The organism is Streptomyces sp. NPDC094034 (genome assembly GCF_040303865.1).
Lineage (GTDB): Bacteria > Actinomycetota > Actinomycetes > Streptomycetales > Streptomycetaceae > Streptomyces.
The window spans coordinates 1-23784 of the sequence record NZ_JBEOUD010000073.1 but is presented as its reverse complement, the minus strand read 5'-3'; the positions used below and the strand labels follow the sequence as shown (position 1 = coordinate 23784).

Annotated in this window: 19 protein-coding genes and 1 pseudogene; 5 read left to right on the top strand and 15 right to left on the bottom strand. The window is 70.0% G+C overall.

Features of this window, described 5'->3' with window-relative positions:
* Positions 1 to 204: 204 nt before the first annotated feature.
* A complete protein-coding gene (locus ABTZ59_RS35480) occupies positions 205 to 942 on the top strand; it encodes an SDR family oxidoreductase (RefSeq protein ID WP_111586192.1) in 738 nt (245 codons plus the stop codon).
* Between the two features lie 17 nt (positions 943 to 959).
* On the opposite strand, the pseudogene ABTZ59_RS35475 reads toward ABTZ59_RS35480, so the two are convergent.
* The 7 genes and pseudogenes from ABTZ59_RS35475 to ABTZ59_RS35445 form a co-directional block, all read right to left on the bottom strand.
* Positions 960 to 1352: pseudogene (locus ABTZ59_RS35475) on the bottom strand (hypothetical protein); the annotation flags it as partial.
* A gap of 5 nt (positions 1353 to 1357) precedes the next feature.
* Positions 1358 to 2608 (bottom strand): multiple monosaccharide ABC transporter permease, encoded by a 1251-nt coding sequence (mmsB, locus tag ABTZ59_RS35470; RefSeq protein ID WP_351424689.1) that lies wholly within the window; start codon positions 2606 to 2608, stop codon positions 1358 to 1360.
* A gap of 5 nt (positions 2609 to 2613) precedes the next feature.
* Complete coding sequence (gene mmsA, locus ABTZ59_RS35465; protein ID WP_503003857.1) at positions 2614 to 4143, bottom strand: multiple monosaccharide ABC transporter ATP-binding protein; 1530 nt, start codon at positions 4141 to 4143, stop codon at positions 2614 to 2616.
* 17 nt (positions 4144 to 4160) lie between these two features.
* On the bottom strand, positions 4161 to 5267 hold the full coding sequence (gene chvE, locus ABTZ59_RS35460; protein ID WP_351424681.1) for a multiple monosaccharide ABC transporter substrate-binding protein: 1107 nt from the start codon (positions 5265 to 5267) through the stop codon (positions 4161 to 4163).
* Positions 5268 to 5274: 7 nt separating this feature from the next.
* Complete coding sequence (locus ABTZ59_RS35455; protein ID WP_351424678.1) at positions 5275 to 6267, bottom strand: hypothetical protein; 993 nt, start codon at positions 6265 to 6267, stop codon at positions 5275 to 5277.
* Positions 6264 to 7358 carry a zinc-dependent alcohol dehydrogenase gene (locus ABTZ59_RS35450; protein WP_351424675.1) on the bottom strand — a complete coding sequence of 365 codons (1095 nt, stop codon included), beginning with the start codon at positions 7356 to 7358 and terminating at the stop codon, positions 6264 to 6266. Before ABTZ59_RS35450 ends, ABTZ59_RS35455 begins: the two co-directional genes overlap by 4 nt.
* Positions 7355 to 8518: a mandelate racemase/muconate lactonizing enzyme family protein gene (locus ABTZ59_RS35445; RefSeq protein WP_351424671.1), complete on the bottom strand. Its 1164-nt coding sequence runs from the start codon at positions 8516 to 8518 to the stop codon at positions 7355 to 7357. Before ABTZ59_RS35445 ends, ABTZ59_RS35450 begins: the two co-directional genes overlap by 4 nt.
* A 165-nt stretch (positions 8519 to 8683) precedes the next feature.
* Here ABTZ59_RS35445 and ABTZ59_RS35440 point away from each other — a divergent pair, with 165 nt between their 5' ends.
* A complete protein-coding gene (locus tag ABTZ59_RS35440) occupies positions 8684 to 9451 on the top strand; it encodes an IclR family transcriptional regulator (RefSeq protein ID WP_351424661.1) in 768 nt (255 codons plus the stop codon).
* 211 nt (positions 9452 to 9662) lie between these two features.
* A complete protein-coding gene (locus tag ABTZ59_RS35435) occupies positions 9663 to 10115 on the top strand; it encodes a YchJ family protein (protein ID WP_351424644.1) in 453 nt (150 codons plus the stop codon).
* Between the two features lie 31 nt (positions 10116 to 10146).
* Here the strand turns inward: ABTZ59_RS35435 and ABTZ59_RS35430 are convergent, their stop codons facing one another.
* The 6 genes from ABTZ59_RS35430 to ABTZ59_RS35405 form a co-directional block, all read right to left on the bottom strand.
* Entirely contained in the window at positions 10147 to 11721 is a 1575-nt protein-coding gene (locus tag ABTZ59_RS35430; protein ID WP_351424641.1) for a phytoene desaturase family protein, read from the bottom strand.
* A gap of 101 nt (positions 11722 to 11822) precedes the next feature.
* The gene (locus ABTZ59_RS35425) at positions 11823 to 12587 is read right to left on the bottom strand and encodes a methyltransferase domain-containing protein (protein WP_351424636.1); all 765 of its coding nucleotides are present in this window, start codon (positions 12585 to 12587) and stop codon (positions 11823 to 11825) included.
* The gene (locus ABTZ59_RS35420) at positions 12584 to 13216 is read right to left on the bottom strand and encodes a TIGR04282 family arsenosugar biosynthesis glycosyltransferase (protein ID WP_351424633.1); all 633 of its coding nucleotides are present in this window, start codon (positions 13214 to 13216) and stop codon (positions 12584 to 12586) included. Before ABTZ59_RS35420 ends, ABTZ59_RS35425 begins: the two co-directional genes overlap by 4 nt.
* Positions 13213 to 13956 carry a glycosyltransferase family 2 protein gene (locus ABTZ59_RS35415; RefSeq protein ID WP_351424629.1) on the bottom strand — a complete coding sequence of 248 codons (744 nt, stop codon included), beginning with the start codon at positions 13954 to 13956 and terminating at the stop codon, positions 13213 to 13215. Before ABTZ59_RS35415 ends, ABTZ59_RS35420 begins: the two co-directional genes overlap by 4 nt.
* Positions 13957 to 14191: 235 nt before the next feature.
* Complete coding sequence (locus tag ABTZ59_RS35410; RefSeq protein ID WP_351424622.1) at positions 14192 to 15253, bottom strand: NAD-dependent epimerase/dehydratase family protein; 1062 nt, start codon at positions 15251 to 15253, stop codon at positions 14192 to 14194.
* A 111-nt stretch (positions 15254 to 15364) separates the two neighbouring features.
* Entirely contained in the window at positions 15365 to 16435 is a 1071-nt protein-coding gene (locus ABTZ59_RS35405; RefSeq protein ID WP_351424618.1) for an ATP-dependent DNA ligase, read from the bottom strand.
* Between the two features lie 74 nt (positions 16436 to 16509).
* Between ABTZ59_RS35405 and ligD the strand changes: the two genes are divergently transcribed.
* Positions 16510 to 17526, top strand: coding sequence for a non-homologous end-joining DNA ligase (gene ligD, locus ABTZ59_RS35400; protein WP_351424613.1), 1017 nt, complete (start codon positions 16510 to 16512; stop codon positions 17524 to 17526).
* Between the two features lie 99 nt (positions 17527 to 17625).
* Here the strand turns inward: ligD and ABTZ59_RS35395 are convergent, their stop codons facing one another.
* A complete protein-coding gene (locus tag ABTZ59_RS35395) occupies positions 17626 to 19857 on the bottom strand; it encodes an OmpL47-type beta-barrel domain-containing protein (protein ID WP_351424604.1) in 2232 nt (743 codons plus the stop codon).
* Positions 19854 to 22334, bottom strand: a complete 2481-nt coding sequence (locus ABTZ59_RS35390) for a ThuA domain-containing protein (RefSeq protein WP_351424600.1) — start codon at positions 22332 to 22334, stop codon at positions 19854 to 19856. Before ABTZ59_RS35390 ends, ABTZ59_RS35395 begins: the two co-directional genes overlap by 4 nt.
* Positions 22335 to 22537: 203 nt before the next feature.
* On the opposite strand from ABTZ59_RS35390, the gene ABTZ59_RS35385 reads away from it, so the two are divergent.
* Entirely contained in the window at positions 22538 to 23611 is a 1074-nt protein-coding gene (locus ABTZ59_RS35385) for a multicopper oxidase domain-containing protein (protein ID WP_351424695.1), read from the top strand.
* The last annotated feature ends 173 nt before the right edge of the window (positions 23612 to 23784 follow it).

The window sequence follows — 23784 nt, the reverse complement described above, 5'->3', positions numbered from 1 at the left end:
GGCAGCCCGACCTGGTCGGGGGTGATCCGCTCCCGGCGGCTGCGGAGGAAGGCGGCCAGCTCGCGGCGTCGGTCCGGCGGTCGGGGCATGTGGATGGCAGTCCTGGTTCCAGAATAAACGGGTTCTGGATACCAGGCTAAGCCAGCCACAGACTGGAGGTTCGAGAAGGAATCAGAACAAACCAGAACAAACTTGGGAGAGAACGTGTCGGGAATCGAGGGCAAGGTCGTGGCGGTCACGGGGGCCGGCTCCGGCATCGGCGAGGCGACCGCGCTGCTGCTCGCCGAGCGGGGCGCGCGGCTCGTCCTGGGGGCGCGCCGGACCGAGCGCCTGGCGGACCTGGTGGCGCGGATCGAGAAGGCGGGCGGCACCGCCGTACAGCTCCGCACGGACGTGACCCGGAGTGAGGACCTGCGTGCGCTGGTCGCCCTGGCCGGCGAGCGGTTCGGCCGGCTCGACGTGCTGGTCGCCAACGCCGGGGTCGGCACCATCTCGCCGCTCGACGATCTGCGGGTCGAGGAGTGGGACCGGATGATCGACGTCAACATCAAGGGCGTGCTGCACGGCATCGCCGCCGCGCTGCCCGTCTTCCGGGCCCAGGGCAGCGGCCACTTCGTCACCGTCGCGTCCACGGCCGCGTTCCGCGTCGCACCGGCCATGGCGGTCTACTCCGGGACGAAGGTCGCGGTCCGCGCCATCTGCGAGGGGCTGCGCCAGGAGGCCGGCGACGCGCTGCGGGTGACCACCGTCTCGCCCGGCGTCGTCGCGACCGGATTCGCCGAGGCGTCGACGAACCCGGGGGTCCGCGCGCGGATCACGGAGATGCGGGACCGGATCGCGATCCCGCCCGAGGCGATCGCCCGGGCCGTCGCGTTCGCCGTCGAGCAGCCGGAGTCCGTCGACGTGAACGAGATCGTCGTCCGCCCCACCGCCCAGGGCTGACCCGGAAGGGGCCCGGACTACCGGGGCAGCACCACCACATGGGCGGCGGGCTCGCGGTCGTCCGCCGCCATCAGGGCCGTACGGACCACCGCGGCCTGCTGCTCCATCGCGTCCCTGAGCTTCCTCGGGGTCAGATGGACGACCGTGATGCCGAGTCGCTCCAGGTGCTCCCGCTTGCGGGCGTACCGCGCCCACTCCGTCTCCTCGTCGCACTCGCCCTCCGGATGACCGTGCCGCGCCCGGGTGTCCAGCTCGACCGCGACCGCCTGGTCCGGCCAGTACGCGTCCAGCGCGCCGAGGCGGGGCCCGCCGGGCAGCCGCAGGTCGACGTTCCACAGCGGGTCCGGCAGCCCGTGCTCGCGCACCATCCGGTACAGCCGGTTCTCCGCGATCGCGCGGCTCTCCGCCAGGCCTCTCAGGCGCCCACGCGGCGTTTGTTCCAGACGTCGAAGCCGACCGCGGCCAGCAACACCAGCCCCTTGATGACCTGTTGGTAGTCGGTGCCGATGCCCACGAGCGACATGCCGTTGTTGAGCACACCGAGCACCAGCCCGCCGATGATCGCGCCGAAGACCGTGCCGACGCCGCCGCTCATCGAGGCGCCGCCGATGAACGCGGCGGCGATGGCCTCCAGTTCGAAGTTGATCCCGGCCTGGGGCACACCCGCGTTGAGCCGGGCGGCGTAGACGATTCCGGCCAGGGCCGCCAGTACCCCCATATTGACGAAGACGAGGAATGTGACGCGCCTGTCCTTGACCCCGGACAGTTTCGCCGCGGCCTGGTTGCCGCCGAGCGCGTACACATGACGGCCGACGACGGCGTTGCGCATGACATAGCCGAAGCCGATCAGCAGCGCCGCGAGCAGCAGCAGGACGACCGGCACCCCGCGGTAGCTGGCCAGTGTCATCGTGAAGGCGAGCACGGCGGCGGCCAGCGCCACGCACTTGACGAGGAAGAGATTGCGGGGAAGCACCTCCAAGTCGTACGCCCGCTGCCGGCGCCGGTCCCGGAACTCCTGGAAGAGCGCGAACGCCAGCAGCGCCAGCCCCATCAGCAGCGTCAGATTGTGGTAGTTGGTGGCCGGGCCGATCTCGGGCAGATAGCCGGTCGAGATCTTCTGGAAGCCCTCGGGGAACGGGCCGAGCGAACGCGACCCCAGGAAGATCTGCGTGCCGCCCCGGAAGAGCAGCATCCCGGCGAGTGTGACGATGAACGACGGAATGCCGACATACGCGATCCAGAACCCCTGCCAGGCACCGGCGACCGCCCCGATGAGCAGTCCGAGGACCAGCGCGAGCACCCATGGGATGTCGTGCTCGACCATCATCACCGCGCAGGCGGCGGAGACGAACGCGGCCAGCGAGCCGACCGAGAGATCGATATGGCCCGCGATGATGACGATCATCATGCCGATGGCGAGGACCAGGATGTAGCTGTTCTGGAGCACCAGATTGGTGACGTTGTTCGGCTTGAGGAGGACGCCGTCGGTCCAGATCTGGAACAGGACGACGATCAGGCAGAGCGCGATCAGCATGCCGTACTGCCGCATATTGCGGCGCGCGGCCTCCAGCAGGAGCGCCCCCGTACCGCTTCGCCCGGACGGGGGCGACGGTGGGGATTCCTTCGGTGTGTCGCCCTTCGGTGTATCGGTGGTGACCGGACCCATGTCGACTACCTCGTGTTCTTGGTCATGTGAGTCATGTGACGCATCAGGACTTCCTGGGTCGCTTCCGCCCGTGGAATCTCACCGGTGAGTCGGCCGGCCGCCATCGTGTACACGCGGTCGCACATACCGAGCAGCTCGGGGAGTTCGGAGGAGATGAAGATGACGGCCTTTCCCTCGGCGGCGAGCCGGTCGATGACCGTATAGATCTCGTACTTCGCGCCGACGTCGATACCGCGCGTGGGCTCGTCGAGGATCAGCACCTCGGGACCCGCGAAGATCCATTTGCCGAGGACGACCTTCTGCTGGTTGCCGCCCGACAGCCGGCCGGCCCGCTCGAAGACCGTCGGTGCCTTGATGTTCATGCTCGCGCGGTACGACTCGGCGACCCGTGTCTCCTCGTGCTCGTCGACCACCCCGCGCCGGGCGACCTTCGACAGGGCGCTCAGGGTGATGTTCCGGCCGATGGTGTCGATGAGATTGAGCCCGTACCGCTTGCGGTCCTCGGTGACATACGCGATGCCGTGCGCGACGGCCTGGGGCACCGTCCGCGTATTGATCTCCCGGCCGTCCTTGAGTACGCTCCCGCTGATGTTCGTGCCGTACGAGCGGCCGAAGACGCTCATGGCCAGTTCGGTGCGGCCCGCGCCCATCAGCCCGGCGATCCCCACGATCTCGCCCTTGCGGACCTGGACCGAGACGCCGTCGACGACCTTGCGCTGCTGGTCGATCGGGTGGTGCACCGTCCAGTCGCGCACCTCCAGCGCGGGGTGGGCGCCCGGATCGCCCTCGTAGGGCGTGCGTTCGGGAAAGCGGTGGTCGAGATCGCGGCCGACCATGCCCCGGATGATCCGGTCCTCGGTGGTCGACTCCGCCCTCACATCAAGGGTCTCGATGGTCCGGCCGTCCCGCAGGATCGTGACGGAGTCGGCCACCTCCGCTATCTCGTTCAGCTTGTGCGAGATGATGATGGAGGTGATGCCCTGTTCCTTCAACTCCCTTATCAGTCGCAGGAGCTGGGCGCTGTCGCCGTCGTTGAGCGCGGCGGTCGGCTCATCGAGGATCAGCAGCCTCACCCGCTTGGCGAGCGCCTTCGCGATCTCCACGAGCTGTTGCTTGCCGACCCCGATATCGGCGACCCGGGTCCCCGGACGCTCGTCCAGACCGACCCGCTTGAGCAGCGAGGCCGCGTGTTTCAGGGTGTCGTTCCAGTTGATGAAGCCATGGGTGGCGTGCTCGTTGCCGAGGAAGATGTTCTCCGCGATCGACAAGTAGGGGATCAGCGCGAGTTCCTGATGGATGATCACGATGCCCCGGTCCTCGCTGGCCCTGATGTCGCGGAAGGCGCAGGGAGAGCCCTCGAAAAGGATCTCGCCGTCGTAACTGCCGTACGGATGGACCCCGCTGAGCACCTTCATCAGGGTCGACTTTCCCGCTCCGTTCTCGCCGCACACAGCGTGCACCTCGCCCTTGGCGACCGTGAGGCTGACATCGGAGAGCGCCCTGACCCCGGGAAAGGTCTTCACGATGGAGCGCATCTCCAGGACGGGCGTCGTCACTTCAGGTCACTCGCCTTGAGGTAGCCGGAGTCCACCAGTTCCTTCTGGTAGTTCTCCTTGTCGACGCTGACCGGCGTCAGCAGATACGCCGGGACGACCTTGGCCTTGTTGTCGTACGACTTCTCGTCGTTGACCTCGACCTTCTCGTCCTTCAGCATCGCGTCCGCCATCCGGGCGGCCGTCCTGGCCAGCAGCCGGATGTCCTTGTAGACCGTCATGGTCTGCTGGCCCGCGATGATCGACTTCACCGAGGCGACCTCGGCGTCCTGCCCGGTGACCAGCGGATACGGCTTCGCGGATGTGCCATAGCCGTCGGACCTGAGCGAGGACAGAATGCCGATGGAGATGCCGTCGTACGGCGAGAGCACCGCGTCCACGTTCTGCGAGCCGTACGACTTGGTGAGCAGGTCGTCCATCCGCTTCTGCGCGGTGCCGCCGTCCCAGCGCAGGGTGGTGACCTGGTTCAGCTGGGTCTGACCGCTCCGGACGACGAGCCGCTTGTCGTCGATGTACGGCTTGAGGGTCTTCATCGCGCCGTTGAAGAAGTACTGGGTGTTGTTGTCGTCGGGGGAGCCGGCGAACAGCTCGATGTTGAACGGGCCCTTCTCGCCGCCGTCCTTCAGGCCCAGCTTGTCGATCAGATAACTGGCCTGGAGGACGCCGACCCTCTCGTTGTCGAACGACGCGTAGTAGTCGACGTTCTTGGTGCCGAGGATCAGCCGGTCGTACGAGATGACCTTGATGTTCCGGTCCGCGGCCTGCTGGAGGACATCACTCAGGGCGCTGCCGTCGATTGCCGCGATGACCAGGACATCCACGCCCTTGGTGATCATGTTCTCGATCTGGGCGACCTGTTGGGCAACGTTGTCCTCGCCGTATTGGAGGTCGGTCTCGTAGCCGAGCTTCTTGAGTTCGCCGACGACGTTGTCGCCGTCGGCGATCCAGCGTTCCGACGACTTGGTCGGCATCGAGATGCCGATGGTGGATCCCTTGCCGCCCTTCGTGTCGTCCTTGCTGCCGCCCTCACTGTTCTGCCCGCAGGCGGCGAGTGAGAGGACCAGCGATACGGTGGTGACGGCGAGTGCGGCTCGGCGAGTGCGCATGGGGGCATCAGTCCTTGTCTGGGGTCAGCTGGTCTGGGGTCAGGGGGAAACGGCTGAGCGGACCGGGCAGCCGCGAGCCGAGCGGCGACATTCCGCCGTCGGCGCCGTGCCGGATGAGCAGATCGAGGACGAGCCGGCCACGGCGGACCCGTTCCCGGGCGCTGCTGAGCGCGGTGTCCCGCAACTGGGCGCCGTACGGATAGATTCCGGGCGACTTCGACAGTCCGAACTTGAGATAGAGCGGGGCGCCGCGCCGGATCAGCTCCGCCGTCTCGTACATCCGCACATAGCCGCCGAGATCGTCGGGCGCCTCGATATAGAGGTCCATCGGCGCCCGGCTCGCCCGGCGGATCTCGCTGAAATGGGCGAGCGCCAGATCCGAGGGGATATTGATCGAGTCGGCGCCCAACTGCTCGAACACCGCGTACGACGCCGGGTTGACCGGGCCGATCAGCGCCGACACCTTGAACGTGGTGTCGGCGGGCAGTACGCCGCTGGCGCGCAGCCGGTGCAGGGTCCACAGCACACCCTCGTCCGCGACGAGCAGACACTTCACCCCGAGCCCGGTCGCGCGCAGGGCGTCCTCGACACAGCCGGCCAGGGCGTCATGGCCCCGCGCGCGCAGACCCGCGCCGCCGGAGTCCGTACGGGTCGAGCCGCCGGTGTCCCATGTGCCGCGCGGCCCGGTGAACAGACACAGCTCGATGTCGCGGGCCGCGCAGGCGTCGGCCATCTCGGTGATGTCGGCGTCGGAGAGCATCCAGACGCCGCTGCCCTGGCTGACGCGGTGGATGGGTACATCGAGACGGTCCGACTCCTTGAGGACCTCCGCCAGACACTCGGGGCCCTCCACCGAGGGGACCTCGGTACGCCAGCGGCCACCGTCGGGGAACGTGTGCGGGGAGGCGTCCGCGGGGTCGGGTGCGGGCGCGGTCAGTCCGATCGTGGTGAGCGCCTGTTCGCCGGGCCGGCGGGGGGCGGGGGCCGATACGTCGGTCACGGACGAGTCCTCCGGTTCAGTGATGCGCGGTGCGGTGCCGGTCCGGTCGGGGGCCAGGGGCGCAGCAGCACCTTTCCGGTGCCGGGGGCGCCGCGGCCGACCAGCGTCACGGCCTCGCCGTACCGCTCCAGCGGGAATTCGTGGGTGATCAGCGCGGCCGGGGCCAACAGCCCGGCGGTGAACGCCCGTACGGCGAAGGCCCAGGCCGCGGAGGGCGCGCCGAAGACGCCTCGTACCGTCAGCTGACGCAACGTCAGCAGGGCTGGATCGATCCCGGTCGCGCCGGGGGCGAACATCCCGGTGAGCACCACCCGGCCGCCGCGCCGAGCGAGGAGACAGGACGAGGCCGCCGTGGACGGTGCGCCGGCGGTCTCCATCACCAGGTCGTACCGGCCGTGCAGTTCCTTCGCGTCCTCGGGGGTCCCGGTCAGGGTCGCGCCGAACCGCGTCGCGAACAGCGTCCGTTCGGACCGTGGATCGATCACCGCCAGCTCGGCGGGGGAGGAGGCGGCGAGCAGTTGTACGGCGAGGAGCCCCAGGGTGCCCGCGCCCACCACCGCGATCCGCTCACCGGGCTCGGACCGGCCGGACCGTACCGCCGCGGCCACCACGGCGGCCGGCTCCAGCAGGGCGGCGGCCCGCAGATCCGCGTCGTCGGCGAGCGGATGCAACAGCCGTGCGGGCACCACGACATGGTCGGCGAACGCACCGGGAACGGTGAACCCCGTCTCGTCGTAACCGCTGGTGCACAGCGAGGTCTCGGCGGCCCGGCACCGCGCGCAGGTCCCGCAGGAGCGGAACCCCTCGGCGACCGTGGCGCGTCCGGTCAGCCGCGCGTCGACGCCCTCGCCCACCGCCTCGACCGTTCCCGCCCACTCATGCCCCGGCGTCACCGGATAGCGCACATAGGCCGCGTCGCGATGTCCGTCGTACACCTCGCGATCGCTCCCGCAGATCCCGGCCGCGGCGACCCGTACCCGCACCTCGCCCGGCCCGGGGACGGGCACAGGACCGCTCACCAGCCGGTGGACACCGGGCCGGTCGACGACGATCGCCCGACTGGCCGCCGCGTCCGCCGCCGGGCCGGTCACCGCGGATCCTTCGGCTCGCGCTTCTCCCAGCCCTCGGCCCACAGGTCGAACCGCGCGTGCTGCTGCGGGAATTCGGCCGCCGCCGCCACATCGAACGCGACCCCGAGACCCGGCGCGTGCGACACCTCGAAACATCCCGTCGCGGGATCGACCTCGGGAGCGCCGGTGACGACCTTCTTGATCTCCGCGTCCGCGAAGTCGTTGAAGTGCTCAAGGATCTTGAAGTTCGGTGTGCAGGCGGCCAGTTGCAGACTCGCGGCGGTCAGCACCGAACCGCCGACATTGTGCGGTGCGATCAGTGTGTAGTGGGTCTCGGCGGTCGCGGCGAGCTTCCGGGTCTCCAGGATGCCCCCGATGTGCCCCACGTCCGGCTGGATGATGTCCGCGGCGCCCGACTCGAACAGCTCACGGAACTCGATCCGGTCATGGATCCGTTCACCGGTCGCGATCGGCAGCTCGACCTTTCCCGCGACCTTGCTCAGGGCCTTGAGATTCTCCGGCGGCACCGGCTCCTCCAGCCAGGCCGGGGCGTACGGCGCCATCTCGCGCGCCAGCCGTACGGCGGTCGACGGGCTGAACCGGCCGTGCATCTCCAGCATCAGCTCCGCGTCGGGCCCGATCGCGTCCCGTACCGCCTCGATCAGCGCCACCGCCTCGTTCGACGCCGCCCGGTCCAGCTCGAAGTGGCCGGTGCCGAACGGGTCGATCTTCAGGGCCCGGTAGCCACGCGCGATCACCGCCTCGGCCGCCTTGTGGTACGCCTCCGGGGTCCGCTCCGTGGTGTACCAGCCGTTGGCGTACGCCTTGACCCGGTCGGTGACCTTGCCACCGAGCAGCTGCCACACCGGCACACCCAGCGCCTTGCCCTTGATGTCCCAACAGGCCATCTCCACGACCGCGATGCCCGACATCACGATCTCGCCGGCCCGCCCGTAATCGCCGTACTTCATCCGCCGTACGAGATCCTCGACGGCGAACGGGTCAGAGCCCTGGATGTGGTTGGCCTCGGCCTCACGCAGATAGCCGAGCAGCGCGTCCGTTCTGCCGAGCATCCGGGTCTCGCCGACTCCGGTGAGCCCTTCGTCCGTATGGACGAGGACGTAGGTGAGGTTACGCCAGGGCGTACCGACCACATGTGTGCTGATTCCCGTGATGCGCACGGTAGTTGGCCTCATCTCGTTCGGTATTTCGGCACCCGTTCGAAATCGTGGCGTGACGGTATTCAGGCACTGAGAGGGGTGTCAATGGGTCGCGCGACGGTTAGCCTGTGTTCGTCATTCCGGCCGGTGGTCGAAGTATCGAACAAGAGGGGTGGGTGAGCGGTCGTGGGACGGCTGGTCCCCGCGGTGACGCGGGCCCTGGACATACTCGAACTGTTCCTGGACGGGGACGGCACGCTCGCCGCCCCCGACGTCATCAGGAAGCTCCAACTGCCGCGCACCACCGTGCACGAACTGCTCACCACGCTCGCGGCCCGCTCGTATCTGGCGGCCGTCCCGGGACAGCCCGGTCGCTACCGGCTCGGCGTGCGCTCCTACCAACTCGGCAGCAGATACGCGGAACAGCTCGATCTCGCCACCGAGGGCGGGCATGTCGCCCGCGAGATCGCGGAGACGTGCGACGAGACCGTACATGTCGCGATCCTGGAGGGGACCGATGTCATCTACATCGCGAAGGTGGACTCCACGCACGCGGTCAGGATGGTCTCGGCGGCCGGTCGCAGACTGCCCGCCCACTGCACCTCGGTCGGCAAGATGCTGCTCGCCGCACTGCCCGCCGACGAACTGGAGAGCCGTATCGCCGGGCACGAGTTCACCGCGATGACGCCCGCCAGCATCACCGATCCGCAGGTGCTGCGGGCGGAGCTGGCGGGCATCAGGGAGCGCGGTGTCGCCGTCGAGCACCGCGAGTCCAACCCCGATGTGAGCTGTGTGGCGGCGCCGGTACGGGACAGCGCGGGCCGGGTCGTCGCTGCCCTGTCCATCTCCGCGCCGATGATCCGGTGGAGCGACGCGCGCGAGGAGGAGCTTGCCCGGCTCGCCACGAAGGGCGCGGGCGCGCTCTCGGCGCGGCTCGGTCACCGCGGGCGGTGAGGCACCGATCGGCCACCGGGAGCGTGCCGGTCGCCCACCGGAGTGTGTCGGTCGCCCACCGGGAAGGTGCCGGTCGCCCACCGGGGAGGTGCCGCTCGGTACCGCCGCTTCCGCGCACCCCGGCGGCGCCGCACGGGTCTGCCGCCCAGCGCATGCCGCCGTCGCTTCGGCCCGGTGTGAGCGACCGCGGCTCGAAGGCGAGAATGGGCGTATGGCCCGACGCCCCTCTCGCCCCAGCCGCCCCGCTCGCCCCGGCCGGTCCGCTCGCCCCAGCCGCTCCGCGGTCACTGCCGGCTCGCCCTGCCCCTGCGGGCTGGACGCCACGTACGGCGCGTGCTGCGGACGGTTCCATACCGGTGCCGCCACCGCGCCCACCGCCGAGCTGCTGATGCGCTCCCGCTACAGCGCCTTCGCCGTCCACGACGCGGCGTATCTGCTGCGGTCCTGGGACCCGGCCGGCCGTCCGCCGACCGTCGATCTCGACCGCGCGACGCGGTGGACCGGCCTGGAGGTCCTGGACGCCACCGACGGCAGCCCGTTCCACACCACGGGAACGGTCACCTTCCGGGCCCATTTCACCCAGCGGGGCGAGCCGGGTGTCCTTGAGGAGCGCAGCCGGTTCGCACGCCACGACGGGGCCTGGGTGTACGTGGGTCCCGCTTGAGCGGCGCCCGCGAGCGACGGCAACGACGAACTCACCGCTCCAGCACGGCCATGGCCGCGTTGTGCCCGGGGATACCGCTCACACCACCGCCGCGCACCGCGCCCGCGCCGCACAGCAGTACGTTCTTGTGCGAGGTCTCGACTCCCCAGCGGCCGGTGCCCTTCTCCTCGTCGCGGAACGGGAACGCCAGCGACCGGTGGAAGATGTTCCCCCGTGGCAACCGCAGCTCCTCCTCCAGGTCGAGGGGCGTCTTGGCCTCGACGCACGGCCTGCCGTCCGCGTCCCGTACCAGACAGTCGGCGATCGGCTCGTCGAGCACCGCGTCGAGTTCGGCGAGAGTCGCCTTGAGCAGGGCCTCCCGCTTCGTGTCGTGGTCTTGCGCGAACAGCCGCGCCGGTGTGTGGACTCCGAACATCGTCAGCGTCTGGTAGCCGCGGGCGACCAGTTCCGGGGCGAGGATGGTGGGGTCGGTCAGCGAGTGGCAGTAGATCTCCGAAGGCGGTGCCGACGGCAGCGCGCCACCGGCCGCCTCCCGGTAGGACCTGGCCAGTTGGCCATAGCCCTCGGCGATGTGGAACGTACCGGAGAACGCCTCGCGCGGGTCGACGGACGTGTCACGCAGCCGTGGCAGTCGGCTCAGCAGCATGTTGACCTTGAGCTGGGCGCCCTCGGGCCGCTCGGCCGCGGCCTCGTCGCCGACGAGTCGGGCCAGCGTCTCGGGGGACGCGTTCACCAGCACCTTGCGCGCCGCGACGGTGCCTTCTCCCGCCCGGGTGCGATACGTGACGATCGAATGCGGATCGTCCGGGTCGATGCGGACCACTTCGTGGCCCGTGACGATCTCGGTGCCGGCCGCCCGGGCCGCGTGGGCCAGCGCGTCGGTGAAGGCGCCCATACCGCCGACCGGAACGTCCCAGTCTCCCGTGCCACCGCCGATCACGTGGTAGAGGAAGCAGATGTTCTGGGCCAAAGACGGGTCGTGCGCGTCGCTGAAGGTCCCGATGATGCCGTCGGTGAGAACGACACCGCGCACCAGGTCGTCCCTGAACCGCTCTTCGATCGCGACACCCAGCGGCTCCTCGAAGAGCATGCGCCAGGCGGCGTCGTCGCCGATCCGCGCGCGAAGGGCCTCGCGGGTGGGCAACGGCTCGGTGAGCGTGGGGAAGACGCTCCGGGCGACGCGCCCGGTGGTGGCGTAGAAGTCCTGCCACGCCTCGTACTCGGCGTCGGATCCCGTGAGGGCCCGGAAGGACGCGCGGGTGCGCTCCTCACCGCCCCCGACGAACAGGCCCGTCGGGCGCCCGTCACGCACCGTAGGTGTGTAGGAGGCCACGGAGCGCTTCCGTACGGCGAAGCTCAGCTCCAGGTCGTCGACGACCTTCGACGGCAGGAGAGAGACGAGGTACGAATAGCGGGACAGACGCGCGTCCACACCGGCGAAGGCCCGGGTCGAGACGGCGGCGCCGCCCGTGACTCCGAGACGTTCGAGAACGAGTACGGAGCGCCCTGCCCGAGCGAGATACGCGGCGGCCACCAGCCCGTTGTGACCACCACCGACGATGACGACGTCGTAGACGTCCCTAGTGAATTCCGCTTGTGCAGCCATGACTTTTGGTAACACGCTCCTGTCGCGCATCGGCATGCTGATTGACCTGGCAGTCAGTATCCGTCGCCTCGCCGGGGCACCTGGCCCGCGACTGATTCGACCTACGAGGTGTGTGCCCCGTGCCCGGCCACGTCGTCCGGACGCTCCAGCGCGACGAAGCGGCGACCCGCCACCGTCCACTGCTCGGACGGGGCCCAGCCCGTGGCGCGGGCGTGCCGTACGAGCGCGCGGGCGCCGACCCGGGCCCATGAGAACGCCTCGCCAGGTGCGCCGTTGCCGTTGTCGACCCGCACCCGGACGCGCTCGTCCAGCTCGGCGTCCATTCCGGCCGCCGCCGCTTCGACGATCAGCGAACCGGCCGTGCCGACCACCCCGGTGAGCCGGGAGAGCAGCGCCGGCGGATCCCCGCCGATACCGATATTGCCGTCCATGAGCAGCGCGGTGTGCCAACCGCCCTCCCGGGGCAGCGGATCGAACACCGACCGCACCAGCGCGCTGCCGCCCGCGCGTACGGCGCGCGCCACGGCCGCCGGGCTGATGTCGATGCCCAGGGAGGGGCGGCCCCGGGACGCCAGCGCCGCCACGAGCCTGCCGGGACCGCAGCCGATGTCGAGTACGGTGCCCCGGCAGCGCTCAAGCACCGTCAGATCCGCGCTGTCGGGCTCCGCGCACCAGCGCTCCACCTCCAGTGGCAGCAGCCAGCCGTCGGAGCGCCGCAGGAACAGCGGGCCGCGGCCGGTACGGAGCGCGTCGGTGTACGGGTCCGCCTGCCACGGGGCCGTACGGCGCGGCCGCAGGGCGCCCGCGGCGGGCGACCGGGGCGGGGCCGGGGCATGGGCCTGGGCGGTCGTCCTGGCGGTTGTCATCGCACCCCGGTCCCGGCGAGCCGGCCGAGAGCCGCGGCGAACCGGCTGTCCGGTGCCTCGGCCGCGACCAGCGTGGCGTCCCGCGCGGTGTCGACATCCCGCAACGGCGGCAGATCCCGTACGACGAGCCCCGCGTCCAGCAGCCGCGCGCGCTGTACGGCCCCGGTCTCGGGCACCGACATCGGTACGCCCAGCAGCAGCGCGGGGTCAGGGGCGGCGAGGCCCAACGCCCAGAACCCGCCGTCCAGAGCGGGCCCGAACCACGCGTCGGTGCCCTGCCAGGCGTCGGGCGCGAGAGCGGGGGCCAGCAGCCGCGGGGTGAGCTGCGGGGTGTCCATCCCGACGAGCACGGCGGGCCCCGTACAGAGCCCGAAGGCGGCGGCCAATCGCTCGTCCAGCCCGCCGCCCGACTGCGGTATGACCTCGATCCCGGCCGGGAGCCAGTCTCCTGGGACGCCGTCGAGGACGAGCAACCGCCGTCGTACGGGCGCGGCCAGCACCGCGGCGAGCGTGTCGCACAGCGCCGCCTCCGCGAGCGACGCGGCCTCCTCCGGCCGGAACGGGGGAGTGAGCCGTGTCTTGACGCGCCCGGCAACGGGCGCCTTCGCCAGTACGAGGAGAGTGGTCATCGGGCACCCGCCCGGCTCGTCCCGTTCCGCCCGGCGCGCGAGCCGTGCGTGCCGGCCCCGGCCGGCGGCTCCGCGAGCACTCCGCGCATGTCGTGCACCGCCTGCCAGGTGCCGCGCCAGGTGCCGGTCACCTTCGACCTGCCGGTACGCGGCAGATACGGCACATCGCGCTCGGCCACCCGCCAGCCCGCGTCGGCCGCCCGTACGACCATCTGGAGCGGGTAGCCGCTACGGCGGTCCGTGAGACCGAGTCCGAGCAACGCCTCGCGGCGCGCCGCGCGCAGGGGGCCCAGATCGTGCAGCCGTAGTCCGGTTCTGCGGCGCAGCATCCACGCCAGCGCCAGATTCCCGGCCCGCGCGTGCGTCGGCCAGGCCCCGCGAGCCTGCGGCCTGCGGCGGCCGAGCACCAGATCGGCCCGGCCCGCCGCGATCTCCGCCACGAAGGCGGGCAGCAGCCCGGGGTCCAGGGAGGCGTCGCAGTCGCAGAAGCAGACGAACTCCGCCTCGGCCGCGAGCAGTCCGGCATGACAGGCGGCCCCGAACCCGCGCCGCGGTTCGTGCACCACCGTCGCGCCGAGCCCGGCGGCGATCTCCGCGGAGCCGTCGGCCGAGCCGTTGTCGACGACGATCGCGCGCCAGCCGTCCGGCATGTGCTGGAGCACCCAGGGCAGGGCAAGGGCCTCGTCGAGGCAGGGGAGTACGACGTCAACCGTCGTGGGTTCGGAGGAGGTCACGTCCATCACCGTATGAATTCGGGAACCGACAAAAGGGATGTGAGGCCTTACGAAACACGGACATCCACGGGGTGGCGACCGGCCCCGGGCCGTTCGGGTCACAGCACACCGCGCGGGATCGCGCCAGCGCGGCCGGGACCGGCCAGGACAGCCGGGAGCGGCCAGGGCAGCCGGGAGCGGCCAGGGCAGCCGGGACCCGCCCGGGACGCCGTACCGCTCCGGGCCGCGCGCCGCGTGACGCTCAGAGGACCGCTGCCGCCCGCTGACCGGCCGCGGCGAACTCCGCCATGCCCTCGGCGAATCCGACCGAGGGACGCCAGCCGAGCTCCGCCCTGAGCCGCGCCGCCGACGCCGTGATGTGCCGGACGTCGCCGAGCCGGTACTCCCCGGTGACCACCGGCTCGGGGCCGCCGTGCGCCGCCGCCAGCGCCCCCGCCATCTCGCCGACCGTGTGCGGCTCGCCGCTGCCGGTGTTGAACACGCTCAGCACGCCGGGCTCCCGGATCCGTACGGCACTCAGCGCCAGCGCGTTCGCCGACGCCACATCCCGTACATGAACGAAGTCCCGCCGCTGCCCGCCGTCCTCGAAGACCCGCGGCGCCTCGCCCCTGGCGAGCGAGGAGCGGAAGAACGAGGCGACCCCCGCGTACGGGGTGTCGCGCGGCATCCCCGGCCCGTACACATTGTGGTAGCGCAGCGAGACGGCCCGGCCGCCGGTGGCCCGCGCCCAGGCCGCCGCCAGATGCTCCTGGGCCAGCTTCGTCGCCGCGTACACATTGCGCGGATCCGTGGCCGCGTCCTCATCGATCAGCCCCGGCGCCAACTCCGCGCCGCAGGACGGGCAGCCGGGCTCGAAGCGCCCGGCGTCCAGGTCGGCCACCGCCCGTGGCCCCGGCGCGACCCGGCCGTGCCGGGGGCAGTCGTAGCGGCCCTCGCCATAGACGACCATCGACCCGGCGAGCACCAGATCCCGCACCCCCGCCTCCGCCATGGCCGCGAGCAGTACGGACGTGCCCAGATCGTTGCAGCCGACATAGTCGGGGGCGTCCGCGAAGTCCTTGCCGAGCCCGACCATCGCCGCCTGGTGGCAGACCGCGTCCACACCGGCCAGGGCGGCCGCGAGGGCCGTCCGGTCCCGTACGTCGGCGTGGATCCACTCCGCGTCCGGGGGACACGGTGGTGGGACGGGGTGCGCCGAGGGCAGCAGGGCGTCCAGGACGACGGGCCGATGGCCGAGGGAGCCGAGAGCGGTGACGATGTGCGAGCCGATGAAGCCCGCGCCTCCGGTGACGAGTACACGCATGGCGGGGACGCTATGCGGCCCCCGGCCGCCACGCGCGGTCACGCGCCGGGCCGTCACAGGTCCGTAAGATCGCGGCCCCCGTGTGGCCGACCGGGGGTGCGCGGGGCGCGCTCAGGGGCCGGGCGCCCGCAGCACCTCCGCGAGGTCGTACCGCACCGGCTCCTCCAACTGCGCGTAGGTGCAGCTCGCGGGCGTACGGTCGGGCCGCCAGCGGCGGAACTGCGCGGTGTGCCGGAACCGGTCGCCCTCCATATGGTCGTACGCGACCTCGCACACCCGCTCGGGCCGCAGCGCGAGCCACGACAGGTCCTTCGTACCGGACCAGCGGCTCGGCGCCCCCGGCAGCCGGGCGCTCTCGTGCGCGGACTCCTCCGCCCACGCCGCCCAGGGATGGCCCTCCGCCGACTCCATACGCAGCGGGGCCAGTTCCTCGATCAGCTCCGCCCGGCGCTTCATCGGGAACGCGGCGCACACCCCGACATGCTGGAGCGCGCCCGCCTCGTCGTACAGCCCCAGGAGCAGCGAGCCCACCACGGGGCCGCTCTTGTGGTGGCGGTAGCCGGCGACGACCACATCCGCCGTCCGCTCGTGCTTGATCTTGTACATGGACCGGGTGTCCGGCCGGTACGGCAGATCGAGGGGTTTGGCGATCACCCCGTCAAGACCGGCGCCCTCGTACCGCTCGAACCACTCCCTGGCCACCTCGATATCGCACGTGGCGGGCGCGAGATACACCGGTGGGTGCAGCACCGCGAAGGCGGCCTCCAGCGCCTCTCTGCGCCGCGCCTGGTCGATGGTGAGCAGCGAGGTGTCCCCCAGGGCCAGCAGGTCGAAGATCACGAAGCTCGCCGGGGTCCGCTCGGCGAGCAGGTCCACCCGGGACTTCGCCGGATGGATGCGTTCGGTCAGCCGGTCGAAGTCCAGCCGGTCCCCATGGACGATCACGATCTCACCGTCCACCACACAGCGACCGGGCAGCTCCGCGCGCAGGGCACTGACCAGCTCAGGGAAGTACCGGGTCAGGGGCTTGCCGGTCCTGCTGCCGATCACCACCTCGTCGCCGTCGCGGTGGACGATCGCCCGGAAGCCGTCCCACTTGGCCTCGTACTGCATCCCGGGCGGGATACGCGCCACGGACTTGGCGAGCATGGGCTTCACGGGAGGCATCACCGGCAGATCCATGCCCCGATTGTGCTCGGGAACGGCGGGCCGCGCCCGATATGCGCTCCGCGCGGGCCGGGCCTACGGTGGCGCACATGGGTGGTGCAGCGGTGGAGCTGGAAGCGGGCGGCAGGGCCGTACGGCTGTCCAGCCCGGACAAGATCTACTTTCCCGAGCGCGGTTTCACCAAGCTGGATGTGGCGCGCTACTTCCTCGCGGTCGGGCCCGGGATCCTGCGTGCCCTGCGCGACCGGCCCACCACCCTGGAGCGGTTCCCCGAAGGCGTCGACGGTGAGTCCTTCTTCCAGAAGCGCGCCCCCAAGAACCTGCCCGACTGGATCCCCACCGCCCGTATCGACTTCCCCAGCGGCCGTTCGGCCGACGAGATCTGCCCGACGGAGGTCGCCGCCGTCCTGTGGGCCGCGAACCTCGGCTGTCTCACCTTCCACCCCTGGCCGGTGCGCAAGGGCCGCACCGATCACCCCGACGAGCTGCGCATCGACCTCGACCCGCAGCCCGGCACGGACTTCAAGGACGCGGTCGCCGCCGCCCACGAACTCCACGCGTTCCTGGAGGAACAGGGGCTGCGCGGCTGGCCCAAGACCTCCGGAGGACGCGGCCTCCATGTGTTCGTACCGATCGAACCGCGCTGGACCTTCACCGAGGTACGCCGGTGCGCCATCACCGTCGGCCATGAACTGGAGCGGCGGATGCCGGGCCGGGTGACCACCGCCTGGTGGAAGGAGGAGCGCGGCCGGCGGATCTTCGTCGACTACAACCAGACCGCCCGCGACCGCACCATCGCCTCCGCCTACTCCGTACGCCCCAAGCCGCACGCCCCGGTCTCCGCGCCGCTGCGCTGGGCCGAGCTGGACGATGTCGCCCCGCAGGACTTCGATCTGGCGACGATGCCGGTGCGCTTCACCGAAGTGGGCGATCCGCACGCCGAGATGGCGGACCGGCCGCACAGCCTGGAAGGGCTGCTGGAACTGGCCGACCGCTACGAACGGGACCACGGCCTGGGGGACATGCCGTACCCGCCGGACTACCCGAAGATGCCGGGGGAGCCGAAGCGGGTCCAGCCGAGCCGGGCCAGGAAAGAGGAGCCGTAGACGCGGATGTGCCCCCTCTCCGACGGAGAAGGGGCACATCCTCGGTGCCGGGTCCTGGCTCTGAAGCTCGCCCTACACCGTGCTCCACAGCTCCTTGCTCTACAGCTCCTTGATACGGATGTCGCGGTACGAGATCACGTCCGTCGTGCCGTGGACCTGGAGCCCGACATAGCCGGAGGCGTACCGCCGGCCGTCGGTGCCGGGGTCTCCGGCGCGCTCCGGGTAGAAGGTCTGCCCGCCCACATTGTCGAACTCATTGATCACGACACCGTTGCGCAGGATCGTGTAGTGCTGGTCGACCACGCGGATCTCGTAGTCGTTCCAGGTGCCCTTCGGAGTGACCCCGGCGCCGCCCAGACCCACGCGGTCGAAGCCGTAGATCGAGCCGGTCTTGTACATGTCGCCGTCGGGCCGGTCGAGAATCTGGATCTCATGGCCGTAGTTGATGGCGACCCACTCCGGCCGGGACTCCTCCGGGTGGTCGTGGACATTCGGGAAGCGGACGAAGACACCGCCGTTGGCGTTGCCGTTGCCCGGGGCGTCGTCGCGGAACTGGAGCTTCAGCGAGAAGTCGCCGTACTTGCGTTCCGGGAACCACAGCATGCCCATGCCCTGGACCGTGGTGCTGCTGGTGATGGCACCGTCGCCGGAGAGCGCGAACTTACCGCCGCCGACCTGCTGCCACCTGGCGAGGGACGCCGCCGTGCCGTCGAAGAGCGAGCGGTAGCCCTCGGTCTGTCCGGGCTTGCCGATCTGGGACTGCTTGGCGGCCCTGGTGATCTTGTTGAACTCGCGCTGGTCGATGACATTGTCGGCCAGCAGCTTGTCGAGCACCGTGTCGACGTGCTTGAGGAAGAGAGCGTGCGAGCTCCAGTCCTTCTCGTCCTCGATCAGCTCGTTGATCGTGCACCGGTTACGGGTCAGCCGGTTCGGCACGCCGGTGTCGACCGTGCCGACGATGACCGTCAACCGCTCATCGAACTCGGGGCAGTTGGGCGCGGGAACGCCGCCGCCCTGCGCGATGGTGAACGACGCCTGCTTGGCCTGCGCGGTGTTGCCCGCCTTGTCCGTCGCCCGGTACGCGAGGACGTGATAGCCGACCTGGTCGACGATCACCGGCGTCGTGTACGCGAGATACGGGCCGCCGTCGAGGGAGTACTCGATCTTGTCGACCCCGGACTCGGAGTCGGTCGCGGTGACGGTCGCCTTGGCGCTGGTGATGAACGCGCCGTTGGAGTTCTTGTCACCCGTCACGACCGCACCGGTCACCGGCGGGGTGGTGTCCTTCGCCGGCGCCTCCACGACCGTGAAGTCGACGGACTTCTCGGCCGCCGCGTTGCCCGCCTTGTCGGTCGCGCGGTAGCGGACCTTGTGGGTGCCGATCTGGTGCACCATCACCGGAGCGGTGTACTCCTGCCAGGCGCCATCGGTCCCGAGCGCGTACTCGATCTTGTTGACGCCCGAGCCGGTGTCCGAGGCGGTGACGGTGACCGTGGCCATCGTCAGATAGTTGCCCGCCTCGTCCTTCTCGCCGCTCACGGTCGCCGAGGTCTCCGGCGGGGTCGTGTCATCGGTCGGCGGGGCGACGACCTTGAACGAGACGCTCTTCTCGGCCGCCACGTTCCCCGACTGGTCGGTGGCCCGGTATCTGATCGTGTGATCACCGACCTGGTCGACCACCACGGGAGCGGTGTACGGCTGCCACGGTCCGTCGGCGCCGACCGCGTACTCGGTCGTCGCCACCCCGGAGCCCGAGTCGGTCGCCGTCACGGAGACCGTCGCGGAACCGACGTACGCGCCGTCGCCGTTCTGCTGTCCCTCCACCTTGGCGTCGGTGTCGGGAGGGGTGGTGTCCCCGGGCCCGACCTCGGTCACGGTGAGCACACCGAACATCTGCCCGTGCCCCGGGATGGAGCAGTGGAAGCGGTACTTGCCCGGGGTCAGATTGACCTCGGCCGTGTACTTGCCGCCGTTGGCGTCACTCGGGTTGGCCAGGATGTTCAGCTGGACGTCGTTGTTGTACTCGGGATCGGACACATCGAAGGTCAACGTGTGCGGCATCCCGGTCGTGTTGCCGGTCGCCGTGCTGTTCTCGAAGACGATCGTGGTCGGCCCGGCCAGCGCGGTGGTCGGGAAGGAGAGGTACTTGTCGATGGGGTCGCCGGCCGTCCAGGTGAGCACCTGGGCCGCTGCCGCCTTCCCGCCGTCCGTACGGTCGTCGGTACGCCCGTACGCCGCCGTCGAGGTCAGCCCCAGCACCATCAGGAACGCGCCCACCAGGGCCGTCCACAGGCGTAGAGGCCGATTCCTCAGGAGAGACCGGTGTCTCACTGCGCCGCCTTCCTGACGAGGTTGTCGGCGGCCGGTGTCGCCGCGCCGCCCTTGTACGTCACACGCCACAGCGCGGACTGGTTGTCGGAGGTGAAGAAGCCCCGCCCGTAGTCGAGGACATAGAGCGAGCCGTCCGGGGCGAACTTCCAGTCCATCAGGTTGCGGATACCGCCCTGACCGACCGGAATGATCTTCTTCAGCGTCTCCGCGTGCACCGGCAGACCGCCCTGGCCGATGGTCTTCGGGTCCGTCACCACCGCGTGGCGCGGGCTCTCCGCGGCATCGTAGAAGTCACCCACGAACCACTTGCCGTCCCAGTACTCCGGCCACTTCTCGGTGCTGGCGCTCTGCGCGTCGTACCGGTAGACCGGGCCGTCCATGGTGGCCTGCCCGCCGCCCTTGAGCCACGGCAGAAGGTACTTGGCCTCCTCCTGCTTGTAGCTGGGCACCCCGTTGGCGTCACGCGGGTAGTCCGGGGCGCCGCCCTGCGGCGAGTACCAGATGGTGTTGCCCGTGACGGGAGGCAGATTCACCAGGCCGTCGTTGTTGGGCGACTCGTTCTTCGGCGCGGCACAGTTGTACCAGCCGAGCGGCTTGGACGGGTCGGGCAGATTGCGGTCCCGGTAGGGCTGGTTGTTGCCCATGCAGAACGGCCAGCCGTGGTTGCCCGCCTTGGTGATCGCCGAGAACGTGTCGTACTTCGCCGGACCCCAGACGGTGGACGGCGAACCGGCGTCCGGGCCGACCCAGCCCGCGTACAGCGTGTCGGTCTTCTTGTCGATGGAGATACGCGCCGGGTTGCGCACACCCATCACATAGATCTCACCGCGGGTCTTGCCGCCGCCCTCGGCCTGCTCCTTGCCCGTGAAGAGGTTCCCCTCGGGCAGGGTGTACGTGCCGTCGGACTCCGGGTGGATACGGAGGATCTTGCCGTTCAGGTTGTTGGTGTTGCCCGCCGTGCGGCGCGCGTCCGCGAAGGAGACACCCTTGTAGTTCGGCTGCGGGTTGTTGCCCGAGTAACCGTCGCTGAATCCGGACGAGTTGTTGTCGCCGGTCGCGATGTAGAGATTGCCCTTCGAGTCCCAGGCCATGCCGCCGCCGGCGTGGCAGCAGCTGTTCACCTGCACCGGCCACTTCAGCAGGACCTTCTCGGAGGCGAGATCCAGCTTGTTGGTCGCCAGGTCGAGCGTGAAGCGGGAGACGCGGCGCTCCGCCATCCGGGTGTCACGGTTGAGCTGGGAGTGCGGGGTGTAGTGCAGATACACCCAGCCGTTGGTCTCGAAGTCGGGGTCCAGCTCGATACCGAGGAGCCCCTCCTCGACCTTGATCAGCTCATCGCCGCCGCCCTTGTTGCCGAAGATCGTCAGCGCGCCCGCGAGCGTCACCTTCTTCGTCTTCGGGTCATAGACATGGATCTGACCCAGACCCTTGCCGATGTTCGGGTTGGCCCAGTCGGTCACCACCGGGGCGCTGTTGTCGCCACCGCCGCGGCCGATGTAGAACACGCGGCCGTCGGGCGCCACGACCATGCCGTGCGGCTCGCCGATCTGGTCCTGCTGGCCCGCCTGGTTCGGCTGAGTGACGCGCTCCGCCTTGTAGTTGGAGTCGATCGTCGCCTTGCAGTCGGCGGGGGAGATACGGGTGGTCCACTGCAACGCGCCGCGCAGATGGGTGCGGAAGTCGGTCTCGGCGTACGAGTCGGCCGTACCGCCCATCCCGGTGTAGAAGGACCGGCCGCCGTCGTAGTCACGGCACCAGGAGATCGGGTGGTCGGCGCCATTGGCACCCGTGCCGGGCTTGTAGCTGGCCTCCCTGACGCGGGCGACCGTATGCACCTTGCCGGTCGGGTTGGTGGCCCAGTTGAGCCACTTGTCCGGCCGCTTCCACTCCAACGGCAGGCTCTTGGTGGCCGGGTTGACGCGGTCGCCCACCTCGACGGTCGCGCGCTGGACAGTCGCGGGACTGGTCGTGGGACGCGCGCCGATCAGCCCGGTGAACCAGTCGGAGTACGGCTCCGTACGGGCCGCGTCATGAATGCCGAGGAAGCCGCCACCGGCCTCCACATAGGTTTCGAGGCCCGCCTCCTGCTCGGGATCGAGTACGTCGCCGCCACCCGTGAGGAAGACGACCGCGTTGAACTTGCCGAGCCTCGTGGCGTTGGTGAAGACCGAACCGTCGTCCGTCGCCTCGGTCTTGAACCGTCCGGCCGCGGGTCCTGTCAGCCCGATCGTCTCGATGGCCTCGATACCGGCGTTGACGACCGGCGACTCCTCGGTGGCCGAGGCGTGGAAGACCAGGACCTTGACATTCTCGCCGCCGGGCGGCGACGGAAGGGACAACGTTGTCGACGGCGGCTCCGGGTACGGCTTGGCCGTGGCGGCGGTACCGCCGAGCAGGGACGCCGCCATCGTGCCGGCCACCAGGGCCGCGGCCATTCCGCGCCTGGATCTTGACCGGTGATGTGGTGCGCGCTGCATGTGTTCACCCACCCCTCTTTGGTCACAGCAACAGCGCCTGAAGCTAGACCTCTTTCGTCAGTTCGCCAATAGGTACGACCGCTTTCCCACCAACTTTGTCCTGAGTGTGGATAAACGAAGATCCCTGGTCTACCGTGTGGCCGTCCCCGGGGCCTCATGTGCCCCGTGAATATCCGTTCGGCACTGGGGAGTTCGGTATGGCCATGGACAGACGGAGCTTCAATCGGCGGCTGTTGGCGGGTGGCGCGGTCGCCGCGACGGGGGTGACATCGTTGTCGGTGGCCTCGGCCCCCACGGCCGTCTCGGCCCCCGCGGCGGTGACTCCGCCCAGAACCGCGCCTGCGGGTGGTCAGGTACGTCACCTCAAGCTCTACGCCGAGACCCTGCCGAACGGTCAGATGGGCTACGGCCTGGAGAAGGGCAAGGCGAGCATCCCGGGCCCGCTGATCGAGATCACCGAGGGGGACACCCTCCATATCGAGTTCGAGAACACGACGGACGTGGCGGCCAGCCTCCATGTCCACGGCGTGGACTACGACATCGCCAACGACGGCACCAGGATGAGCAAGAGTCATGTGGAGCCCGGCGGTACGCGTACGTACACCTGGCGCACCCACGCGCCCGGCAAACGCGCGGACGGCACCTACCGGGCGGGCAGCGCGGGGTACTGGCACTACCACGACCATGTCGTCGGCACGGACCACGGCACGGGCGGCATCCGGAAGGGCCTCTACGGTCCGGTGATTGTCCGCAGGAAGGGTGACATCCTCCCGGACAAGCAGTTCACGATCGTCTTCAACGACATGACGATCAACAACAAGCCGGGCGCGGAGAGCCCCAACTTCGAGGCCACGGTGGGGGATCGTGTCGAGATCATCATGATCACGCACGGCGAGTTCTACCACACGTTCCATATGCACGGTCACCGCTGGGCGGACAACAGAACGGGCCTGCTCACCGGCCCCGAGGACACCAGCCGTGTGATCGACAACAAGATCACCGGCCCGGCGGACTCCTTCGGCTTCCAGATCATCGCGGGCGAACTCGTGGGCGCGGGCGCATGGATGTACCACTGCCATGTCCAGAGCCACTCGGACATGGGGATGGCCGGGCTGTTCCTGGTGGCGAAGCCGGACGGCACGATCCCGGGGTACGAGCCGCACCATCCGGGGCACGCGATGGGGACGGAGGACGCGGCGGGCGCGGCGGGTGCGGCGGGCTCGAAGGACGCGAAGGATGCGAAGGACGTGCAAGGGGCGGAGCATTCGGGGCATTAGGGGGTGGCCGGGGTGGGTCGGGGGTGGTCGGTGTCGGGTCAGTGCCGAGGGGTAGTCGGGGTGGGCCGGGGTCGGTCATGGCGGGTGGGGGCCGCCCCTAGGTTTCAGTTTCGCGGTTGCGGGTCGGGCGTCAAGGGCGCTCCTTCGTCGCGTCGGCAAGCCGATGGGCTGCG

Coding starts and splice junctions, on each gene's coding strand:
- mmsB (WP_351424689.1), bottom strand. CDS start 2,608: ATGGGTCCGGTCACCACCGATACACCGAAGGGCGACACACCGAAGGAA.
- mmsA (WP_503003857.1), bottom strand. CDS start 4,143: ATGCGCTCCATCGTGAAGACCTTTCCCGGGGTCAGGGCGCTCTCCGAT.
- chvE (WP_351424681.1), bottom strand. CDS start 5,267: ATGCGCACTCGCCGAGCCGCACTCGCCGTCACCACCGTATCGCTGGTC.
- ABTZ59_RS35435 (WP_351424644.1), top strand. CDS start 9,663: ATGGCCCGACGCCCCTCTCGCCCCAGCCGCCCCGCTCGCCCCGGCCGG.
- ABTZ59_RS35430 (WP_351424641.1), bottom strand. CDS start 11,721: ATGGCTGCACAAGCGGAATTCACTAGGGACGTCTACGACGTCGTCATC.
- ABTZ59_RS35425 (WP_351424636.1), bottom strand. CDS start 12,587: ATGACAACCGCCAGGACGACCGCCCAGGCCCATGCCCCGGCCCCGCCC.
- ABTZ59_RS35420 (WP_351424633.1), bottom strand. CDS start 13,216: ATGACCACTCTCCTCGTACTGGCGAAGGCGCCCGTTGCCGGGCGCGTC.
- ABTZ59_RS35415 (WP_351424629.1), bottom strand. CDS start 13,956: ATGGACGTGACCTCCTCCGAACCCACGACGGTTGACGTCGTACTCCCC.
- ABTZ59_RS35410 (WP_351424622.1), bottom strand. CDS start 15,253: ATGCGTGTACTCGTCACCGGAGGCGCGGGCTTCATCGGCTCGCACATC.
- ABTZ59_RS35405 (WP_351424618.1), bottom strand. CDS start 16,435: ATGGATCTGCCGGTGATGCCTCCCGTGAAGCCCATGCTCGCCAAGTCC.
- ligD (WP_351424613.1), top strand. CDS start 16,510: ATGGGTGGTGCAGCGGTGGAGCTGGAAGCGGGCGGCAGGGCCGTACGG.
- ABTZ59_RS35390 (WP_351424600.1), bottom strand. CDS start 22,334: ATGCAGCGCGCACCACATCACCGGTCAAGATCCAGGCGCGGAATGGCC.
- ABTZ59_RS35385 (WP_351424695.1), top strand. CDS start 22,538: ATGGACAGACGGAGCTTCAATCGGCGGCTGTTGGCGGGTGGCGCGGTC.